This window comes from Streptomyces sp. TN58, from assembly GCF_001941845.1.
GTDB lineage: Bacteria > Actinomycetota > Actinomycetes > Streptomycetales > Streptomycetaceae > Streptomyces.
Genome location: NZ_CP018870.1, coordinates 1,351,561 through 1,372,264, shown reverse-complemented (window position 1 = coordinate 1,372,264; position 20,704 = coordinate 1,351,561). Strand labels below are relative to the sequence as shown.

At 71.8% G+C, this 20,704-nt stretch carries 19 protein-coding genes and 1 pseudogene; 17 read left to right on the top strand and 3 right to left on the bottom strand.

The window, feature by feature from the left end; translation table 11 throughout:
- Positions 1-87 precede the first annotated feature (87 nt).
- The 8 genes from BSL84_RS06220 to BSL84_RS06185 all read left to right on the top strand — a co-directional run bounded on the left by BSL84_RS06220 (position 88) and on the right by BSL84_RS06185 (position 8,597).
- Entirely contained in the window at positions 88-1,197 is a 1,110-nt protein-coding gene (locus BSL84_RS06220; protein WP_030026177.1) for a quinone-dependent dihydroorotate dehydrogenase, read from the top strand.
- Positions 1,194-2,033 (top strand): orotidine-5'-phosphate decarboxylase, encoded by an 840-nt coding sequence (gene pyrF, locus BSL84_RS06215; protein WP_030026176.1) that lies wholly within the window; start codon positions 1,194-1,196, stop codon positions 2,031-2,033. Before BSL84_RS06220 ends, pyrF begins: the two co-directional genes overlap by 4 nt.
- A gap of 314 nt (positions 2,034-2,347) precedes the next feature.
- On the top strand, positions 2,348-2,671 hold the full coding sequence (locus BSL84_RS06210) for an integration host factor (protein ID WP_030008746.1): 324 nt from the start codon (positions 2,348-2,350) through the stop codon (positions 2,669-2,671).
- 61 nt (positions 2,672-2,732) lie between these two features.
- Positions 2,733-3,296: a guanylate kinase gene (gene gmk / locus BSL84_RS06205; protein ID WP_075969978.1), complete on the top strand. Its 564-nt coding sequence runs from the start codon at positions 2,733-2,735 to the stop codon at positions 3,294-3,296.
- A 75-nt stretch (positions 3,297-3,371) separates the two neighbouring features.
- Positions 3,372-3,644, top strand: coding sequence for a DNA-directed RNA polymerase subunit omega (gene rpoZ / locus BSL84_RS06200; protein ID WP_004948662.1), 273 nt, complete (start codon positions 3,372-3,374; stop codon positions 3,642-3,644).
- Positions 3,645-3,776: 132 nt separating this feature from the next.
- On the top strand, positions 3,777-4,991 hold the full coding sequence (gene coaBC, locus BSL84_RS06195) for a bifunctional phosphopantothenoylcysteine decarboxylase/phosphopantothenate--cysteine ligase CoaBC (protein ID WP_030026174.1): 1,215 nt from the start codon (positions 3,777-3,779) through the stop codon (positions 4,989-4,991).
- Positions 4,992-5,188: 197 nt separating this feature from the next.
- Positions 5,189-6,397, top strand: coding sequence for a methionine adenosyltransferase (gene metK, locus BSL84_RS06190; RefSeq protein WP_030026172.1), 1,209 nt, complete (start codon positions 5,189-5,191; stop codon positions 6,395-6,397).
- A gap of 100 nt (positions 6,398-6,497) precedes the next feature.
- The gene (locus BSL84_RS06185) at positions 6,498-8,597 is read left to right on the top strand and encodes a primosomal protein N' (protein ID WP_045322062.1); all 2,100 of its coding nucleotides are present in this window, start codon (positions 6,498-6,500) and stop codon (positions 8,595-8,597) included.
- Between the two features lie 181 nt (positions 8,598-8,778).
- Here BSL84_RS06185 and BSL84_RS06180 read toward each other — a convergent pair whose 3' ends face one another.
- A complete protein-coding gene (locus BSL84_RS06180; RefSeq protein WP_045322061.1) occupies positions 8,779-9,324 on the bottom strand; it encodes a hypothetical protein in 546 nt (181 codons plus the stop codon).
- 261 nt (positions 9,325-9,585) lie between these two features.
- On the opposite strand from BSL84_RS06180, the gene fmt reads away from it, so the two are divergent.
- On the top strand, positions 9,586-10,530 hold the full coding sequence (fmt, locus tag BSL84_RS06175) for a methionyl-tRNA formyltransferase (RefSeq protein WP_075969977.1): 945 nt from the start codon (positions 9,586-9,588) through the stop codon (positions 10,528-10,530).
- Between the two features lie 124 nt (positions 10,531-10,654).
- Positions 10,655-12,130: an RsmB/NOP family class I SAM-dependent RNA methyltransferase gene (locus BSL84_RS06170; protein ID WP_045322059.1), complete on the top strand. Its 1,476-nt coding sequence runs from the start codon at positions 10,655-10,657 to the stop codon at positions 12,128-12,130.
- Positions 12,131-12,518: 388 nt separating this feature from the next.
- On the opposite strand, the gene BSL84_RS37605 is transcribed toward BSL84_RS06170, so the two are convergent.
- Positions 12,519-12,764, bottom strand: coding sequence for a hypothetical protein (locus BSL84_RS37605; protein WP_030036666.1), 246 nt, complete (start codon positions 12,762-12,764; stop codon positions 12,519-12,521).
- Positions 12,765-12,803: 39 nt separating this feature from the next.
- On the opposite strand from BSL84_RS37605, the gene BSL84_RS35325 reads away from it, so the two are divergent.
- From BSL84_RS35325 to BSL84_RS06135, 6 genes are all read left to right on the top strand, one after another.
- A complete protein-coding gene (locus BSL84_RS35325) occupies positions 12,804-13,127 on the top strand; it encodes a hypothetical protein (RefSeq protein WP_075969976.1) in 324 nt (107 codons plus the stop codon).
- Positions 13,128-13,471: 344 nt separating this feature from the next.
- A complete protein-coding gene (locus BSL84_RS06155; RefSeq protein ID WP_075969975.1) occupies positions 13,472-14,428 on the top strand; it encodes a hypothetical protein in 957 nt (318 codons plus the stop codon).
- A gap of 65 nt (positions 14,429-14,493) precedes the next feature.
- A complete protein-coding gene (locus BSL84_RS35990) occupies positions 14,494-15,573 on the top strand; it encodes a hypothetical protein (RefSeq protein ID WP_159393506.1) in 1,080 nt (359 codons plus the stop codon).
- A gap of 8 nt (positions 15,574-15,581) precedes the next feature.
- Positions 15,582-16,076: a hypothetical protein gene (locus BSL84_RS06145; protein ID WP_075969973.1), complete on the top strand. Its 495-nt coding sequence runs from the start codon at positions 15,582-15,584 to the stop codon at positions 16,074-16,076.
- A 180-nt stretch (positions 16,077-16,256) separates the two neighbouring features.
- On the top strand, positions 16,257-17,690 hold the full coding sequence (locus BSL84_RS06140) for a DUF6177 family protein (protein ID WP_045322057.1): 1,434 nt from the start codon (positions 16,257-16,259) through the stop codon (positions 17,688-17,690).
- A gap of 263 nt (positions 17,691-17,953) precedes the next feature.
- A complete protein-coding gene (locus tag BSL84_RS06135) occupies positions 17,954-19,045 on the top strand; it encodes a GNAT family N-acetyltransferase (protein ID WP_075969972.1) in 1,092 nt (363 codons plus the stop codon).
- 59 nt (positions 19,046-19,104) lie between these two features.
- On the opposite strand, the pseudogene BSL84_RS06130 reads toward BSL84_RS06135, so the two are convergent.
- Positions 19,105-19,536: pseudogene (locus BSL84_RS06130) on the bottom strand (CBS domain-containing protein); the annotation flags it as partial.
- Between the two features lie 394 nt (positions 19,537-19,930).
- On the opposite strand from BSL84_RS06130, the gene rpe reads away from it, so the two are divergent.
- Entirely contained in the window at positions 19,931-20,617 is a 687-nt protein-coding gene (gene rpe, locus BSL84_RS06125) for a ribulose-phosphate 3-epimerase (RefSeq protein WP_030036653.1), read from the top strand.
- Positions 20,618-20,704: the final 87 nt, after the last annotated feature.

The following is a 20,704-nucleotide window of genomic DNA, read 5'->3' as shown; positions in this document are numbered from 1 at the left end:
AAGGGGGGCACCGGCGACAGCGACCGGTGTCCCCCCTTTCATGAGGTCCATCCGAGCGCACAAGGGATTCAAGGGAAAAATCGGACGATGTACAAGCTGTTCTTCAACCTGGTCTTCAAGCGGATGGACCCCGAGCAGGCCCACTACACGGCCTTCCGCTGGATCCGCCTGGCAGCCCGCACCCCGGTGCTGCGCACCTTCGTCGCCGCCTACCTCGCCCCCCGCCACAAGGAGCTGCGCACCGAGGCCCTCGGCCTGCGCATGCACGGCCCCTTCGGCCTGGCCGCCGGCTTCGACAAGAACGCCGTCGCCATCGACGGCATGTCGATGCTCGGCTTCGACCACGTCGAGATCGGCACGGTCACCGCACAGGCCCAGCCCGGCAACCCGAAGAAGCGGCTGTTCCGGCTGGTCCCGGACCGCGCGCTGATCAACCGCATGGGCTTCAACAACGAGGGCTCCGAGGCCGTCGCCGCCCGCCTGGCCGCCCGCGAGGCGGTCTTCAGGACCGTCGTCGGCGTGAACATCGGCAAGACCAAGGTGGTGCCGGAGGAGGAGGCCGTGGCGGACTACGTCACCTCCACCGAGCGCCTCGCCCGCCACGCCGACTACCTCGTCGTCAACGTCTCCTCGCCCAACACCCCGGGCCTGCGCAACCTCCAGGCCACCGAGTCGCTGCGCCCCCTGCTCACGGCCGTACGCGAGGCCGCCGACCGCACCGTGACCGACCGGCGCGTCCCGCTCCTCGTCAAGATCGCGCCCGACCTCGCGGACGAGGACGTCGACGCCGTCGCCGACCTGGCCCTGGAACTCGGCCTCGACGGCATCATCGCCACCAACACCACCATCGCCCGCGACGGCCTCGGCCTGAAGTCCTCCCCGTCCCTGGTCAAGGAGACCGGCGGACTGTCCGGCGCCCCCGTCAAGGAGCGCTCCCTGGAGGTCCTGCGCCGCCTGTACGCACGCGTCGGCGACCGCCTGGTCCTGATCGGCGTCGGCGGCATCGAGAACGCCGAGGACGCCTGGCAGCGGATCCTGGCCGGCGCGACGCTGATCCAGGGCTACAGCGCTTTCATCTACGAGGGCCCGTGCTACGCCCGAGCCATCCACAAGGGCCTGGCCGCACGCCTGGCCGCCAGCCCGTACGCGACGCTCGCCGACGCGGTGGGCGCCGAGACCCGAAAGGCCGCCCAGTGACCCTGACCCCCTTCGGCACCCGCCTGCGCGCCGCGATGGACTCCCGCGGCCCGCTGTGCGTGGGCATCGACCCCCACGCCGCCCTGCTGGCGCAGTGGGGCCTCCAGGACGACATCGCGGGCCTGGAGCACTTCTCCCGCACGGTCGTCGAGGCCCTCGCGGAGTCGGTGGCGGTCTTCAAGCCGCAGGCCGCCTTCTTCGAGAGGTTCGGCTCCAAGGGCGTCGCCGTCCTGGAGCGGACCGTCGCCGACGCCCGGGCGGCCGGGACCCTCGTCGTCATGGACGCCAAGCGCGGCGACATCGGCTCGACCATGGCCGCCTACGCCTCGGCCTTCCTCGACCCGGCCTCGCCGCTGTTCTCCGACGCGCTGACGGTGTCCCCGTACCTCGGCTACGGCTCTTTGGCGCCGGCCGTGGAGCTGGCGCGGACGTCGGGCGCGGGCCTGTTCGTCCTGGCCCTCACCTCCAACCCGGAGGGCGCCGAGGTCCAGCGCGCCGTCCGCGAGGACGGCCGCACCATCGGAGCCACGATGCTGGCGCACCTGGCCGCGGAGAACGCCGGCGCCGACCCGATGGGATCCTTCGGCGCGGTGGTCGGCGCCACCCTGGGTGACCTGTCCTCCTTCGACCTCGACATCAACGGACCGCTCCTCGCGCCCGGCATCGGCGCGCAGGGCGCGACCGCGGCGGACCTGCCGGCGGTCTTCGGCAAGGCCGTGCGCAACGTGGTCCCGAACGTCTCGCGCGGTGTCCTCGGGCACGGCCCGGACGTGAGCGCCCTGCGCGACTCGGCGCGGCGCTTCGCCGACGAGATCAGCGAGGCCGTCTCCGCGTAGGGGAGACCCGGCAGGACCTCGTGGGACCCCCCTCCGCAGCCGCGCGGAGCGGGGTCTCGCACTTTCTGACGAAATTCGAACGCTCTTCACCGGACAAAACCGGGGTATTTTGTCCGTGATGTACGGTTCAGTGGAGGCTGACCAGGACTTTTCGTTCGTTCTCGCTGACTGGAGCGGTGTTGGCCGCTAGTCTCCGAGCAGAGTGAACGCGCAGCGAACGAGTTCCATCGCTGTTCGGGAGCTCGCCTGGTGTGGTGCCCTTGGGTTCCCCACCGGTCCGTATCCGACAGTTCGACATCCGAGGTGACGTAGGCGTGGCTCTTCCGCCCCTTACCCCTGAACAGCGCGCAGCCGCGCTCGAAAAGGCCGCCGCGGCTCGCCGGGAGCGGGCCGAGGTGAAGAATCGACTCAAGCACTCCGGCGCCTCGCTCCAAGAGGTCATCAAGACGGGTCAGGAGAACGACGTCATCGGCAAGATGAAGGTCTCCGCCCTGCTTGAGTCCCTGCCTGGCGTGGGCAAGGTGCGCGCCAAGCAGATCATGGAGCGTCTCGGCATCTCCGAGTCCCGGCGTGTTCGAGGTCTCGGCTCCAACCAGATCGCCTCTCTGGAGCGCGAGTTCGGCAGCACCGGCGCCTGAGGCGTCGCCTGGCGTTCTCCCGGTGTTCTCAGGCAGTCCCGAGAACCTGGATAATCGCTCTATGGCAGCAGAGGTTCGTCCGCGGCTGACCGTGCTCTCCGGCCCCTCAGGGGTCGGCAAGAGCACGGTCGTCGCGCATATGCGCAAGGTTCACCCCGAGGTATGGCTCTCGGTGTCGGCCACCACCCGCAAGCCGCGGCCCGGTGAGCGACACGGAGTCCAGTACTTCTTCGTCAACGACGACGAGTTCGACAAGCTGATCGCCAACGGCGAGCTGCTGGAGTGGGCCGAGTTCGCGGGCAACCGCTACGGCACACCGCGCGGCGCGGTGCTGGAACGCCTCGAAAACGGCGAGCCCGTACTGCTGGAGATCGACCTCCAGGGCGCGCGACTCGTCCGCGAGTCCATGCCCGAGGCCCAGCTGGTCTTCCTGGCCCCGCCGAGCTGGGAGGAGCTGGTCCGCCGGCTCACCGGCCGGGGTACCGAATCGGCCGAGGTGATCGACCGCCGGCTCGCCGCTGCCAAGATCGAACTCGCTGCCGAGTCGGAGTTCGACGTCACCCTGGTCAACACCTCCGTCGAGGACGTAGCACGTGAGCTGCTAGCCTTGATGGAAGTTGTCTGAATCGTCGATCGATCTTCACAGAAGTCGCCCGACACCGGACGGCCCAAACTTTCATCCATCTTCGGAAGGTAGAGCGTGTCCTCTTCCATCACTGCGCCCGAGGGCATCATCAACCCGCCGATCGACGAGCTGCTCGAAGCCACGGACTCGAAGTACAGCCTCGTGATCTACGCGGCCAAGCGCGCGCGTCAGATCAACGCGTACTACTCGCAGCTCGGTGAGGGCCTGCTTGAGTACGTCGGCCCGCTGGTGGACACCCACGTCCACGAGAAGCCGCTTTCGATCGCGCTGCGCGAGATCAACGCGGGTCTGCTGACCTCCGAGGCCATCGAGGCCCCGGCCCAGTAAGGCACCGGCAAGTTCCTTCACCCCAGGCCCGGCAGAACACCTGCCGGGCCTGTGGTGTGTCATGGGTGGATACGACGGTCGATGGCCGAACGTGTCGGACGAGTCGAGAGTGACAAAAAGGGGTGTGCTCGGATGGGTAAGCCGAAGGTCGTGCTGGGCGTCAGCGGCGGCATCGCCGCCTACAAGGCGTGCGAACTGCTCCGCCGCCTGACCGAGTCCGGGCACGACGTACGGGTGGTGCCCACGGCCGCCTCCCTGAACTTCGTCGGCGAGGCCACCTGGGCCGCCCTGTCCGGGAACCCCGCCTCCACCGAGGTGTGGGAGACCGTCCACGAGGTCCCGCACGTCCGCATCGGCCAGGACGCGGACCTCGTCGTCGTCGCCCCCGCCACCGCCGACATGCTCGCGAAGGCCGCCCACGGCCTCGCCGACGACCTGCTCACCAACACCCTGCTCACCGCACGGTGCCCGGTCGTCTTCGCCCCCGCCATGCACACCGAGATGTGGGAGCACCCCGCCACCCGGGAGAACGTGGCCACCCTGCGCCGCCGCGGCGCCGTCGTCATCGAGCCCGCCGTGGGCCGGCTCACCGGCAAGGACACCGGCAAGGGGCGGCTGCCCGACCCCGAGGAGATCTTCGAGGTGTGCCGGCAGGTCCTGCGCCGCGGCGCCGCCGAGGCCGACCTCGCAGGCCGCCACGTCGTGATCAGCGCCGGCGGCACCCGCGAACCGCTGGACCCCGTGCGCTTCCTCGGCAACCGCTCCTCCGGCAAGCAGGGCTACGCGCTCGCCCGTACGGCCGTCGCCCGCGGGGCGCGGGTCACCCTGGTCTCGGCCAACGCCGCGCTGGCCGACCCCGCGGGGGTGGACGTCGTACGCGTCGGCACGGCCGTACAGCTGCGCGAAGCTGTCCTCAAGGCGGCGGCGGACGCCGACGCCGTGGTCATGGCCGCGGCCGTGGCCGACTTCCGGCCCGCCGAGTACGCCGGCGGCAAGATCAAGAAGAAGGACGGGGAGGACCCCGCTCCGGTCGCGCTCGTGCGCAACCCCGACGTCCTCGCCGAGATCTCGGCCGACCGCGCCCGCGAGGGCCAGGTCGTCGTGGGCTTCGCCGCGGAGACCGACCACGTCCTCGACAACGGCCGCGCCAAGCTCCGCCGCAAGGGATGTGATCTTCTCGTCGTGAACGAGGTCGGCGAGACGCGCACCTTTGGATCCGAGGAGAACGAGGCGATCATCCTGGCCTCTGACGGGTCCGAAATCGCGGTGCCCTACGGACCGAAGGAAGCCCTCGCCGAAGTAATCTGGGACCAGGTTACGCGCCGGTTCACACCGCGACGCGCCTGAGCCGATTCCCCTTCACTCGGTCACTTCCGTACGTAAGAATGGCAGTGCCGCAGGTCACACGACTCCCATAAGGCGAGACGGATGGTCCGGGCAACGGTCGCGACCGATAAACTGCATCCGGAACGTGATCGGGCGCAGCCCCCGATGTGGTTCCGCCAAATGATCAGCCAGCAGCCGCTGCAACCCCAGGGAGCGTTGTGTCCCGTCGTCTGTTCACCTCGGAGTCCGTCACCGAGGGCCACCCCGACAAGATCGCTGACCAGATCAGCGACACGATCCTCGATGCACTCCTCACCGAGGACCCGACCTCGCGCGTCGCCGTGGAGACCCTCATCACCACGGGCCTCGTGCACATCGCGGGTGAGGTGACGACGAAGGCCTACGCGCCGATCGCGCAGCTCGTCCGGGACAAGATCCTCGAAATCGGCTACGACTCCTCGAAGAAGGGCTTCGACGGCGCCTCCTGCGGCGTGTCGGTGTCCATCGGCGCCCAGTCCCCGGACATCGCGCAGGGCGTCGACACCGCCTACGAGAAGCGCGTCGAGGGCGACGAGGACGAGCTGGACAAGCAGGGCGCCGGCGACCAGGGCCTGATGTTCGGCTACGCCTGCGACGAGACCCCCGAGCTCATGCCGCTGCCGATCCACATCGCGCACCGGCTGTCCAAGCGCCTGTCCGAGGTCCGCAAGAACGGGACCATCCCGTACCTGCGCCCCGACGGCAAGACCCAGGTCACCATCGAGTACGACGGCGACAAGGCCGTCCGCCTCGACACCGTCGTGGTCTCCTCGCAGCACGCCTCCGACATCGACCTCGACTCGCTGCTCGCGCCCGACATCCGCGAGTTCGTCGTCGAGCACGTCCTGGCCCAGCTCGTCGAGGACGGCATCAAGCTCGACACCGAGGGCTACCGCCTGCTGGTCAACCCGACCGGCCGCTTCGAGATCGGCGGCCCCATGGGCGACGCCGGCCTCACCGGCCGCAAGATCATCATCGACACCTACGGCGGCATGGCCCGCCACGGCGGCGGCGCCTTCTCCGGCAAGGACCCGTCCAAGGTCGACCGCTCCGCCGCCTACGCCATGCGCTGGGTCGCCAAGAACGTGGTCGCCGCCGGCCTCGCCTCGCGCTGCGAGGTCCAGGTCGCGTACGCCATCGGCAAGGCCGAGCCCGTCGGCCTCTTCGTCGAGACCTTCGGCACCGCCAAGGTCGAGACGCAGAAGATCGAGGACGCCATCGGCGAGGTCTTCGACCTGCGCCCGGCCGCGATCATCCGCGACCTCGACCTGCTGCGCCCGATCTACGCCCAGACCGCCGCCTACGGCCACTTCGGCCGTGAGCTGCCGGACTTCACCTGGGAGCGCACCGACCGCGTGGACGCCCTGCGCGCGGCCGCCGGCCTGTAAGGTCCGGCTGTCAGAACCACCGACGCAAGGCCCCGGACCCCACGGTCCGGGGCCTTGCGCGTACGCCCGCCTGTCAGAGCGGTTTGGTAAGAATGCTGATGTGAGCAGCGCGAATGATTCCCCGCCGGAGCAGCTCGCACTGATCCGGGAGATGGTCGCCGAGGCGAAGGCCAAGGCGCCCAAGGCGAAGCCGCGTACCTGGCGGGGGGCCGCCCTGGCCGAGGAGCTGCCCGTCGCCCGGGTCCTCGTCAACAAGGGCGTGCTCCACCTCGACCGGACCTTCGACTACGCCGTGCCCGCCGAGCTGTCCGAGGCCGCCCAGCCCGGCGTCCGCGTCCGCGTCCGCTTCGGCGCCGGCTCCCACCAGGTGCACGGCGGCCGCCGCGAGGGCGGCGGCCTCATCGACGGCTTCATCGTGGAGCGCCGCGCCGAGTCCGACTACAACGGAGCCCTCGCCGCCCTCGCCCAGGTCGTCTCGCCCGAGGTCGTCCTCGGCCCGCGCATGCTCGCGCTCACCCGCGCCGTCGCCGACCGGTACGCCGGCAGCCTCGCCGACGTACTCCAGCTCGCCCTGCCCCCGCGCAACGCCCGCGCCGAGGCCAAACCCTCCCCGGAGCCGCTGCCACCGCCCCCCGCGCCCGAACCGGCCGGCTGGGAGCGGTACGAGGCGGGCCCCGGCTTCCTGCGCGCCCTCGCCGCCGGCGCCACCCCCCGGGCGGTGTGGACCGCCCTGCCCGGCCCCGGCTGGGCCGACGAACTCGCCCGTGCCATGGCCGCGACCCTGGCCTCCGGCCGCGGCGCCCTCGCCGTACTCCCCGACGGCCGGACCGCCGCACGGGTGGACGCCGCCCTGACGGCCCTCCTCGGCGAAGGCCGGCACGCCCTGCTCACCGCCGAGTCCGGCCCCGAGAAGCGCTACCGCCAGTGGCTCGCCGTCCACCGGGGCTCCGTCCGCGCCGTCATCGGCACCCGGGCCGCGATGTTCGCGCCCGTACGCGACCTCGGACTGGTCGCCATCTGGGACGACGGCGACTCCGGCCACAGCGAGGACCGCGCCCCCTTCCCGCACGTCCGCGAGGTGCTGGAACTGCGCGCCGTCAGCGACGGCTGCGGCTTCCTCGCCGGCGGCACCAGCTGCACCGTGGAGGCCGCCCAGCTCGTCGAGACCGGCTGGGCCCGCCCTCTGACGGCCCCCCGCGAGACCGTACGGGCCCACGCGCCCCGCATCCGCACCGTCGGCGACGAACTGCTCGCCCGCGACGAGGCGGCCCGCGCCGCCCGACTGCCCAGCCTCGCGTGGGAGACCGTACGGGAAGGCCTCAAGACCGGGCCCGTCCTCGTGCAGGTGCCCCGCCGGGGCTACGTACCGCGACTGGCGTGCGAGCGCTGCCGCACACCCGCCCGCTGCACGGTCTGCGCCGGACCCCTGGAAGCCCCCGACGAACGGGACCTCACCTGCGGCTGGTGCGGCCGCGGCGAGACGTCCTGGCAGTGCGGGGAGTGCTCCTCCTACCGGCTGCGCGCCCAGGTCGTGGGCGCCCGGCGCACCGCCGAGGAACTGGGGCGGGCCTTCCCGGCCGTGCCCGTACGCACCTCCGGCCGCGACCACGTCCTGGACGAGGTACCCGACCGCCCCGCCCTCGTCGTGAGCACCCCCGGCGCCGAACCGGTGGCGGCCGGCACCGGATACGCCGCCGCGCTGCTCCTCGACGGCTGGGCCATGCTGACCCGCCCCGACCTGCGCGCCGGGGAGGACGCCCTGCGACGCTGGATCGCCGCCGCCTCCCTCGTACGCGCCGACGGCCAGGTCGTGGTGGTCGCCGAGCCCACGCTCCGCCCCGTGCAGGCGCTCGTCCGCTGGGACCCGGTGGGCCACGCCGTCCGTGAACTCGCGGAGCGGGCCCAGCTCGGCTTCCCGCCCGTCTCCCGGATGGCCGCCGTCGCCGGGCGGGGCGAAGCCGTGGAGGCCTTCCTGGCCGGGGCCGGGCTGCCGCCCGACGCCGAGATCCTCGGCCCGGTGCCGCTGCCCGGACGGCGCGGGGAGCCGTCCCCCGGCGAGCGCGCCCTGGTCCGGGTCCCGCCGGGCAGCGGAGCCGCCCTGGCGGCCGCGCTGAAGTCCGCGCAGGCGGCGCGCCTGGCCCGCGGCGTCCCGGCGGCGGAGGCGGTACGGGTCCGGATCGACCCGGCGGACATCGGCTGACCGGGCGGGCCGACCGGCGGGCCCGGCCGACTGACCGGGCGGGCCGACCGGAGGCCCCTGCGCGCCGCGGCACGCCGAAGCCCCGGCGGGGGACCGTACGGCCCTCCCCGCCGGGGCGGTGTCGTGCGCGGCGGCCCTGGGCCGGCCGTCGGGGGTCGGCGTCCCGGCGGCGGAACGCAGGTCAGCCGTTGCGCGGACCGGGGAAGGCGGGGGAGCGGGGGCCCTCCCCGAGGCTGCGCGCGGCACCGCCGGCGGAGGCCTGCGCCTCCTCGCGCACCGGCTGCGGCGGCACCGAACGAGCCGCCGGGACGGTGGGCAGCGGCCCCATGGTCCGGGTGGTCGTCCCCTCGGCCAGCGGCTCCGCGGCCTCCGCGGACTGCGCCCGCCGGGCACCGTAGCGGCGGTGCACCGCCTGCTTGGTGACACCGAGCGCCGAACCGACCGCGTCCCACGAGAAGCCGAGCGAGCGGTCGAAGTCCACCGCGGCGGTGACCAGCGTCTCCACGCTGTCCCGCAGCTCCTGGGCGAGGCGGACGGTGGGCGCGGGCGCCCGGCCGTAGACGACGAAGCCAGTGGAGGGGCCCGAACGACGCGGGCGGTACACGTTGCCGAGCTGGGCGGTGAGCGTACGCAGGGCATCCACCTGGCGGCGAACCCGCTCGATGTCCCGTACCAGGAGGTGCAGGCTGGCCCGGGCTTGGGCGTCGTGGGTGGCGTGGTCGGCCATGAAGAAGCCTCTCGAACCGGTGCTGAAGGGCGGATCGGGCCGCAGACATCGTTCACACGCGGCCCGTTTCGGTCAATCTCTCTTGACCAACGCGCCACCCGTCGCCCAGGTCACGCTGTGGGGGCGTGTCGGCATATGCGAGTGGCGCGCGCGTATGCGCACGCCCCCTCGCCACCCCGTGGCACCACAGGTGGGCCGCCCGGCGTACGCCCCATAGACTGGTGCGCTGCTGACAGCCGACATAGCGAGGTAGGACCCCCAGTGAAGCTCGTCTTCGCAGGCACCCCCGAGGTCGCCGTACCCGCCCTGGACGCCCTGATCGCCTCTGGGCGGCACGAGGTCGCGGCCGTCGTCACCCGGCCCGACGCACCGGCCGGCCGCGGCCGGCGGCTGGTCGCCAGCCCGGTCGCCGAACGCGCCGAAGAGGCCGGCATCGAGGTCCTCAAGCCCACCCGGCCGCGCGACCCCGACTTCCAGGCCCGGCTGCGCGAGATCGGCCCCGACTGCTGCCCGGTCGTCGCCTACGGGGCCATCCTCCCCAAGAGCGCCCTCGACATCCCCCGCCACGGCTGGGTCAACCTGCACTTCTCGCTCCTGCCCTCCTGGCGCGGAGCCGCGCCCGTCCAGCACTCGATCATGGCGGGGGACCAGCTGACCGGCGCCTCCACCTTCCAGATCGAGGAAGGCCTGGACTCGGGCCCGGTCTACGGCGTCCTCACCGAGGAGATCCGTCCCACCGACAACAGCGGCGACCTGCTGACGCGCCTCGCCTTCGCGGGCGCCGGCCTGCTCGCCGCCACCATGGACGGCATCGAGGACGGCACCCTGCGCGCCGTCGCCCAGCCCCTCGACGGGATCTCCCTCGCACCCAAGATCACGGTGGAGGACGCCCGGATCGACTGGACGGCGCCCGCGATGCGCGCCGACCGCGTCGTGCGCGGCTGCACGCCGGCGCCGGGCGCATGGACCGTATTCCGGGGCGAGCGGCTCAAGGTGATCTCGCTCGGCATGGCCGCCGACCGTACGGACCTGGCGCCGGGCGCGCTGTCCGCCGCCAAGAACAACGTCCACGTCGGCACCGGCTCGCACGCCGTCGAACTGCTCTGGGTCCAGCCCCAGGGCAAGAAGCCGATGCGCGCCGCCGACTGGGCGCGCGGGGTGCGCATCGCCGCCGGCGAGCGGCTCGGCGGAGCCGACGTAGGCTGATCGGAGCGGACGCTGCGGTAGCCCCGGCGTCCCGGCAGTACCAGCGGTTCCCAGCACCGGCGACCCGCAAGACGCGCAAGACTCGTAGCACTCGTAGCACTCGTACCTCCGGAGCACCTTTCACGTGAGCGAACAGCCCCGTCAGCCCCGCCGCAGGCCCGCCCCCGCGGGAGCGGGCGGCAAGCAGGCCAAGCCCTACCGCCGGCCCCAGAAGGACCCCGTCCGGATGCTGGCCTTCGAGGTGCTGCGGGCGGTGGACGAGCGCGACGCCTACGCCAACCTCGTCCTGCCGCCGCTGCTCAAGAAGGCCCGCCAGGACGAGAAGTTCCAGGCCCGCGACGCGGCGCTGGCCACCGAGCTGGTCTACGGGACGCTGCGCCGCCAGGGCACGTACGACGCGGTCATCAAGGCCTGCATCGACCGCCCGTTGCGCGAGGTCGACCCGCCGGTCCTGGATGTCCTCTCCCTCGGCGCGCACCAGCTGCTGGGCACCCGGATCCCCACCCACGCCGCCGTCTCGGCGAGCGTGGAACTGGCCCGCGTGGTGCTCGGCGACGGACGCGCCAAGTTCGTGAACGCCGTGCTGCGCAAGATCGCCGCGCACGACCTGGACGGCTGGCTGGAGCGGGTCGCGCCGCCGTACGAGGAGGACGCCGAGGAACACCTCGCCGTCTACCACTCGCACCCCAGGTGGGTCGTCAGCGCCCTGTGGGACGCGCTGGGCGGCGGGCGCGCCGGGATCGAGGACCTGCTGGAGGCCGACAACGAACGGCCCGAGGTGACCCTGGTCGCACGGCCCGGCCGGTCCACGCCCCAGGAGCTGCTGGAGGCGGTCGGCGAGGAGTCGGCGCTCCCCGGGCGCTGGTCCCCGTACGCCGTGCGGATGGCCGAGGGCGGCGAGCCGGGCGCGCTGGAGGCGGTCCGCGAGGGCCGCGCCGGCGTGCAGGACGAGGGCAGCCAGCTGGTGGCGATGGCCCTGGCGGCCGTACCGGTCGAGGGGCGCGACGAGCGCTGGCTCGACGGCTGCGCCGGCCCGGGCGGCAAGGCGGCGCTGCTCGGCGCGCTCGCCGCCGAGCGAGGGGCGTTCCTGCTGGCCTCGGAGAAGCAGCCGCACCGGGCACGGCTGGTGGAGCGGGCCCTTGCGGGCAACCCGGGCCCGTACCAGGTCATCGCCGCGGACGGCACCCGTCCGGCGTGGCTGCCGGGCTCCTTCGACCGCGTCCTGATGGACGTGCCGTGCTCCGGCCTGGGCGCGCTGCGCCGCCGCCCGGAGGCCCGCTGGCGACGCCGCCCTGAGGACCTGGAGGGCTTCGCGCCGCTCCAGCGCGGGCTGCTGCGGCAGGCGCTGTCGGCGGTGCGGGTGGGCGGGGTCGTCGGCTACGCGACGTGCTCGCCGCACCTGGCGGAGACCCGGGTCGTGGTGGACGACGTACTCAAGGGCCGCGGTGCGGGCAACGCGCCGATCTCCGCCGAACTCGTCGACGCCAGGCCCTTCATGGAGGGCGTCCCCGGCCTGGGCGACGGCCCGGACGTCCAGCTGTGGCCGCACCTGCACGGCACGGACGCGATGTATTTGGCCCTGCTGAGGCGCACGGCCTAGGAGCAGGCCCCGCGGCACCGGCTGCCGCGGGCTGATCCCCCTCGAACGACCGCGGGCACGGAGCCTTCCGTGCCTGCGGTGGTTTCATCCGCACTTTCGGGCCGGGTCAGGTGCCCACTCGTGTAGGTACGCGTACTCATGATCCGCGCTGCACAACGAAGTAGCGTTCCTGCCTGGTGTGATCAACAGGAACGTTCGGGGGCTGCTCGCATGGCGTGGGACGAATGGGAACATCCCAAGGCCGGTGCGGGCGACGGCCGGACACTGCCATGAGGCTCAATCAGGTGCCCGCCGATCCCGGAAGCGGCGCTCCCAGCGCCGTGACGGGCGGACTCCAGTCCAGCAAGAAGGGGTGGACCACGGCCGCTGAGGGCGTGGGATCCCTGCGTCAGACCATCGGTACCGCGCTCACGAAGCTTGAGGACGGACAGACCGGAACGGGCCCGACCACCGGGTGCCTGAGCGCGGCGGCGCAGAAGGACGTGTACGACTCCTGGAAGAAGTACGCCGAGAGCGTCAGCGAGCGGTGCGGTGCGCTCCAGGGAATCCTGGACCAGGTCGGCCGTGACCTGTTGACGACCGACGAGGGCGTCCAGGCCGAGATGAACAGGCTGGCCGCCACGTACGCGGACACGGACGCCGTCGGCGGCCGGGCCGGGGGCGGTGACGCGCGATGGACTACGCCACCCTCAAGGCCTTCAAGCCGTCCGAGTTCGAGGGCGCGGCCGACGGCTACCGCACCATGGGCAACTCCGCCCAGGCGGCCCGCGAGCACATCGAGAACGCGGTCGCCACGGGCATGCGCAAGTCGCTGAAGGGAGAAGCGGCGGACGCCGCGCACAAGCAGCTGCAGGCCCTGGCGAAGAACCCCCACTACACGCAGACCGAATGTGGTGTGATCAGCACTGCGCTCAACGGGTTCGCGTACGACATGGCCGCCGCCAGCGGAAGCTGGAAGCCGCGATCGCCGACGCGCAGGCGGACGGCTGCAGGGTGAACGACGACGGGTCGGTCGCGTTTCCCGCCGGACAGAAGCCGGGTGCCGAGAAGCCCTCGGAGGGCGGCACGGTGACCGGCAGCGCGGGAGGCACCGAGACCTCCGACGCCCTGGAACGCCAGGCGGCGAACATCCACCCGAACGAAGGCGTGGTGGGACTCCTTCGACGACCACACGATCGTCCACGGGACCGACCCGACCAGCGAGGAGTTCGGGGGCCAGGTCTTCGAGGTCCCCGACGGGAAGTGGCCGGTCGAGGACTGGGAAATGATGCCCGCGCACTCCCAGTACTGGGACGACAAGCCGCTCAGGAGCCTGGCAGGGATCGTCACCGGAGGAAAGCCGTGAAACCACGGAAGGCATACTCGCTCGCCGCACTGCTCGCACTGACGGTCATGGCGACGGGGTGCGGGGGGTCCGGCAACGCGGAGAAGGCGAAGCAGGTCACCATGAACGAGCAGCAGGCCACCGACCGGGCCGAAGAGATCATCCGGCAGGCGGTGGACACCATGTCGCCCCGGCCGACGCTGGAGCGGTTCGGCCCCGCGACCATCGGCCCCTGCATCGCCAGGGACGACAGTCGCAGTGACGGCCGGCTGCAGGCGACCCTGTTCTACAAGCTCACCGGGGTTCCCGGGACCGAGGCCAAGAATCTCGTGCTGCAGGCACGGGACGCTTGGCTGAAGCAGGGATACAAGTACAACTCGTCGAACGAGGAGGACATGTCCGGGCCCTTCCCCTGGGTCAGCATGCGTACGGAGCCGGACGACTTCTGGATGGAAGCCATCACCGGGGTCCTGGACCGCGCCAAGGGCGAGGGCCTCGCCACCCTCAAGGTGGTGTCGCCGTGCTTCCTCCCGCCGGGCAAGAGCAAGGCCTCGGGGGCGGCCCCGGCCGGTCCCGCCGCGTTCGAGCCCCCGTCGGCAGGTGATCCCGCCACCCGCCGCGCCCTGGGCCACTCCAGCCGGATCTACGACGCGCTGCAGGTCGGATCGGGGCCCACGCAGCCCGGAGAAGGCCTCAGCACGGTCCGGGACGAGTCGGGCGCCTCGGTCCACCACACCTGGTCCACCGTCCCGCTGCGGGAGGAGGAGAGGGCCGCCGCCGTCGGGCGCGCGCTGGAGTACTTCCGGAGCGCGGGATGGCGCGTACGACCGATGCCGGCGCCTGCGGACGCGCCGGCCTTCGTCGCGGGCCACCCCGAAGAGCGCACGGTCGCGCAGGTCGCGGCCTCGGCCACCGGTGCGGTGCGCGTCGCGGTGACGACGCCCGCCGGCGGTCCGGCGCCCGCGGAGGCATGACAGACGGCCGGAATGACTTCCATTCATTTTGCAGTCGATAACGCCTGGTTGATAGAAGCGACTTCATGGAGGGCCTGAAGGCCAGCCGTGCGGGCGTCGACGACATGGCCCGCAACATGCCCGGCGGGACCTCGCCGCACCCGGCGGGAACGACCCCGCCTCCGGCCGGCCTCGAATACACCACCCCGAACGGCCAAAAGCGCGTCCTCGGCCATGACGGCACCATCCGCGACGAGCACGGCAACGTCGTCCCGGACACCGAGCCGGTCCGGGAGCCGCACAAGGACGACCTGCCCAACACCCACGAGCCGGCACCGTCCCGGGAACGCGTCCTCGAAGGCGCGGGCGGCCCCAGCCGAGTGGAGAACTCGACGAGCCACCCGTCGGGTGGCAGCCGGCACAACGGTGGCCCTGCGGCACCGCACGCTGGGCACGAGCCGGCGGGCGGCGGCTCTCACGCGCCGACCTCGCCCGGCGGTGGGCACGGCGGAGGCACACACGACAGCGCAGGGCATGCGACGGGCGGGCACCACGAGCCCCCGGCCTCGGGCCACGGGTCCGGTTCCGACGCACCCCGCACTCCCACCGGCCCGGGCCGCGATCTGCCGTCCCACGATGGCGGTACCGGTGGGACGCCGGGACACGGCGGCGATGAGGGTGCCGGAAACGGAGGAGGCGGGAACGAGACTCCCGTCAACGAGCATCCTCTGGGTACGCCGGAGAACCCCCACCCGGTGACCGATGCCCAGCAGGCCGATTTCATGAAGAGCCAGAGTGAACTCGACGGGCTCAGCAGGAAGAAGCAAATCGATGCGGTCGGCCGCGGGATCGAGGTAAACGGCCAGAAATACAAGCCGGAAGCGCCTCTGCTTAAGGGTGCAAAGCATGGAATCGACTGGACCGAAGGGCCGGCCCGCGCGAGTAAGGAAGCCAAACCGCAGGGGAAGTTTGGGACGCCTGCGGACGTCCAGTATGCTACGGAACGCGCCGCTGATATCGGGCCTGGAAAGACTGGATTCTTCAAGCTTCCCGAAGGTTATGGCTGCATCGAGTACATGCCCGACGGTACGACGCGCACGCCGAATTCCCTCTTTGTCAAGGTGTACCCCAACGGCAAGGTCCACGCTTACCCGACCACGAGATAGGAATCACGATGAGTTTCTCGATTCAGGCGGGCTGCCCGGCCGTTCGGAAGTGTGAATCTGCTGCCGACATGGCTGACGCTGTCGGTGAGATGTACTCCTCCGAAGCCGAGGACGTCATTCTCGTCTGGAATCTGGTGCCGGTCCGCGTGCCGTACGGCTATGACCTCGCGGCCCTTCTGGACGACTTGGTGCCGCTTCTTGAAGAAATTCGGCAGGCAGAATTTTCCGAGACGGAAGTCTTCTGGGGGTCTGACACATTCTCGGCCGAATGGAAGATTGCCCGGGAGGGTGATTCCCTGAGGATTCAGGCGCGCTGGCACAGTACGCTGGGCAACTACGAATCCCTGCTCACCGAGCGGGGTGATGCGGTGGTCCACGCGCAGGTATTCGCGAGCGAGTGGGCGAAGGTACTGCGGCGGATCGTGACCGATATAGAGGCGGAGGCCGTGCAGTTGGACGACGACGATCTCTTCCTCCGGGCGAAGGCCCTGATCGCGGCCTGAGCGGCACCGCAGTGATCGTCCGTCGAAGCGGCTTGCCCGGCATGTCCGAGCGCGGGCGTACCGGGCGAGCTGCCTGGTACGACTTCCCGGTCGACCTTCCCGCGCAGTTGGCGGACTTGGCGTCCGGTGTCTCCGAGGTCGACGGGTGGGCTTGAGAGACACGACGACAAGGAACACGGCATGACCAAGGACGTGATCGCGCTCACCGAGCGCATGCCGGACGCGTTGAGCGTCCTGGCGGGCCTGCTCGCCGGCGGCCCGGACCTGCTGGTCGAGACCGCCGGCGAGGGGGCCGTCGTCCAGCTCTGCGATGCCGACGGCCGGCCGCTCGTCTCCGTCGAGGTCCCGCTGATGCTCCAGGTGCCGGGAGAGGCGGCCCGGCTGCTGGGGCCCGGCGCCGAGCTGTCCGGCGACGGCCCGGCGTGGTGGGTCGAGGCCCGCGCCGCCGCGGGTGTACCGCAGGCGGAGCAGCTCGCGGGAGCGTTCGCCGCCCGCCTGACCATGCTGCTGGGCGGCAAGGTCTGGCCGCCGGACGCGCCGGGCACCGTCGGGGCGGCCCGTCCGGTCGACGTCTCGGGCATCACCGCCGTACCGGCGCCGGCCGCCGCACAGCCGGCCGTCGACATGCTCACCGACAAGGCCGCCGTCGTGCTCCAGGACCGCCCCGTGGTCCCCATGACGAGCTGGCTCTCCGAGGTGCTGCGGGCCACCGTGGAGAGCGAGCGGTCCCTGCAGATCGTCACCCCGCCGCACTGCCGCCTCTCCACGCCCACCCGTCTGCTGCTGCAGGCGATGCCGGCCCGGTGGGTGGTGCAGGACGAACGGTGCGGCTACTACGACGGGCTCACGGGCGCCGTACTCACCTGGCAGGACGACGCGTTCGCCCCGGCCCGGGAGGAGAACGGCGAGACACCCGTCGCGGACGCCTTCCTGGAGGCCGCGGCCGAACCCACCGGTGAGCGTCAGCTCAGCGTCTCCTTCCGTACCCTGCACCGCCCCACGGCGGACCTCGTGCTCGGCGGCGCGCTCGAAGCCGCCTGGCAGGCTCTCACCGGCGGCCCGCCGGCCGGCTGGGGAACCTCGGAGCCGGCGGGTCTGACCTGGTCGAGGCGCCAGCTGACCGAGCTGGCGTACGAGCGGGCCCCTCGCTCCACCTGGACCGTGATCGTCGGTACGCCCGACCGGCCCGCAGTCGCCACCCTGCGCGTGATCCGCACGCCGGAGGGGGTGGAGGAGGACATGACCCTCACCGTCGGCTTCGGCCCGGGGGAGGAGACACCCCTGGAGGCGCTGCCGGGGCTGGCCGAGGAGCTCGTGACCCGGTACGGGCTCACGACCATGCTGTGCCAGCTCCGCAAGGCACGCCGGGACCTGAGCGCCCCGCCCCACTACGAGGACCCGCCGCTGCCGTACGCGTTCGTACTCGGCCCGGCGGACGTCCAGGAGGCGGGGCGTGACACCGCGAGCAGGACTCCGCTCAGGGAACGCCCCGTACGGTTGGGCCCGCAGGCCCGCCCGGGCTTCTACTACGCACTCGGCGACGCCGAGACCGCCGAGAGCTGGGCGGCGCTGGAGGGGCTGCTGCGCCACCTGCGCGGGGCGCCTCCGGGGTAGGGGGAGAACGCCAGGAGGGACGCTTCCCGTCGGCGGCTGCGTACCCGGTCGCTGCCTGATACTCCGACAGTCGTTTGACACCGCAGGGCGCCCTCGCACTCCCTCTCCGGCCGCTGCCACAGCCGGAGATCGGCGGGAACGCCCCGCGGCCCGCGCAGACGCATCGGGCCGGGTGGTGCGCCCAGGGCGTGGCCGCAGCCCACCACCGGTGGGCGGGCAGTCGGCAACGGCCTGGTAAGCAGTCCGACGTATCAGGAGCCGTAGTGACCGTTCAACGCATCGACGTGATTCGCCCTGCCGAGCTGAGCCCGGCCGACCTGGAGCTGTGGAGCGAACTGCGGGCCAGTACGGCGCCGGAGGCGAACCCCTTCATGAGCCCGGAGTTCTGCCAGGCCGTCGGCCGTGTCCGACCAGGTGCCAGGGTCGCGGTGGTGCGCCAGGACGGCGAGCCCGCCGGCTTCTTTCCCTTCGAGCGGGGCCGGTGGGGCCGCGGCCGTGCCATCGGCCTGGGCGTGTCCGACTGCCAGGGGGCCGTGCTGCGCCCCGGCGTGGTCGTGGACCCGCACGAGCTGCTGCGTGCCAGTTCCCTGTCCGTCTGGGAGTTCAACCACCTCGAAGGCGGCCAGGACCTGTTCCTGCCGTTCGCCACGGGGCGGTTCGCTTCGCCCGTCATCGACCTCGCCGACGGTTACGCCGGCTACGAACGTCTGCTCCGGGCCGGTTCCCGAACCTTTCTGAAGGCGACCCGGGCGCAGGAACGCCGTCTGTCCCGGCAGGCCGGGCCGCTGCGGTTCACGTTCGACGAGCGCGATCCGCAGGTGTTGCGGACGCTGATGGCGTGGAAGTCCGCCCAGTACCGCCGAACCGGCCGGCGCGACCGGTTCGCCCAGGAGTGGATCAGCAACCTGGTGCGGATCCTCGCCACCACGCAGGCACCGTCCTGTTCGGGCCTGCTGTCGGTCCTCTATGCCGACGGGCGGCCCGTCGCCGCGCACTTCGGCCTGCGCTCGCGCACCGTGCTGTCGTGCTGGTTCCCCGCCTACGACCGGGACTTCGCCACGTTCAGCCCCGGCCGCGTCCTCTACCTCCGCATGATCGAGGCAGCTGCCGCCGCCGGCATCGACATGCTCGACCTCGGCAGGGGCGATGCCGCGTACAAGGACTCCCTCAAGACGCGGGAGCTGGTCGTGCACGAGGGCGCCCTGCTCCGGGCCGGGGCCGGGGCGGCACTGCACTGGCTCAGCCACGAGCCGCCACGCGCCGTACGGGGGTTCGTACGCGAGCGGCCGCAGCTGAAAGCCGCAGCACTGCGCACGCTGACCGCATTCGGCAGGATGCGTGACCGCCGCCCGTGAAAGGCCGCCGGTGCCGGTCCCGCTCCCACGGCAGGTGTCGGGCCGGCCCGACGGCTCCGTCAGCCGCCCGCGTCGTGGGCCGCGCCGACGAGTTCCTGGAGGAGGTCTTCCATGGTGACGAAGCCGAGGACGGTCCCCTTGCCGCCGGTGACGGCTGCCAGGTGGGTGCCGGCCGCGCGCATCGCCGTCATGGTGTCGTCCAGCGGCGTGTCGAGGGCGACCTCGGTGGTCGGGTACAGCGACGCACGCGGGAAGGGTCGACCACGCTCGGGAGCGCCGAGGGCGTCCTCGATGTGGAGGTAGCCCCAGATCTCCTCGCCGGGTCCGGTGACGGGCAGGCGGGAGAAGCCGTGCTCGGAGGCCGTGCGCTCCAACTGTCGAGGGGTGATGTCGTGGCCGACGGTCACCACGCGCTCCAGGGAAACCATGACCTCGCCGACCGGGCGGGTGCCGATGGCACGGCTCGGACTCGGAGGTCCACCCATTGCGGGTCTGCTGCTCCTTCTTCTCTCGGCGGATCACCGGTCCGCAGCAGGTAGGTGGTCTGGACGGGGTATCGTCCCCGACCCTTCGTAAAGGGTTCGTAAAAACCCCCACGTGGGGAGGCCGCTCCACCCCTACAGGCGTTCGAGCCCTCCGCGCTCGCGGACGCGCGAGGTGAGGAGCGCGTAGCGATTCGGGGCGCACCCTCCCCTGCCGGCCGCGCCTCCTGACCCCTCTCGCGTGCATCCCGTCCCCGAGGCCACCCCTCGGCCGGACCCCGGGGCAGACCAGACCCTTAAGGAACTGTTCGCGTTGCGTGTGCGGCTGGTAAAGGGTTGCTACGAGGTTTCGGTCTTGCGGGGTCGTGGCCGGAACCGGCCCCAGGCATGGCAGGCTTGGGGCATGGCCGCTCAGATTTATCCCAGCATCCTGTCCGCCGACTTCGCCCGTCTCGCCGAGGAGGCGAAGGCCGTCGAGGGGGCCGACTGGCTGCATGTCGACGTCATGGACAACCACTTCGTCCCCAACCTCACCCTCGGCATGCCGGTCGTGGAGTCCCTGAGCCGCGCCACGGACATCCCGCTGGACCTGCACCTGATGATCGAGAACCCGGACCGCTGGGCCCCGCAGTACGTGGAGGCGGGCGCGGGCTCGGTCACGTTCCACGCCGAGGCCGCGGCGGCTCCCGTACGCCTCGCGCGCGAGATCCGGGCGAAGGGGGCGCGGGCCTCGATGGCGCTCAAGCCCGCGACGCCGATCGAGCAGTACGAGGACATCCTCCCCGAGCTCGACATGCTGCTGATCATGACGGTCGAGCCGGGCTTCGGCGGCCAGCCCTTTCTCGACATCATGCTCCCCAAGATCCGCCGTACCCGGGAGCTGATCGCCAAGCACGGTCTGGAGCTGTGGCTCCAGGTCGACGGCGGAGTCTCGGCCTCGACCATCGAGCGCTGCGCCGAGGCCGGCGCGGACGTCTTCGTCGCGGGCAGCGCGGTCTACGGGGCGGTCGACCCGGCGGCTGCCGTCCGTACGCTGCGTGACCAGGCGGGCGCGGCGATCGCGGCGGCACCGTGGGCTTGCGACCACTGAGCCGAGTGCTGGTGGACAGCTTGGTGAACGGGAGCTGTCCAGGCTGATCAACGGCCGTCGGATCTGACAGGATGAACGGCGAGTCGA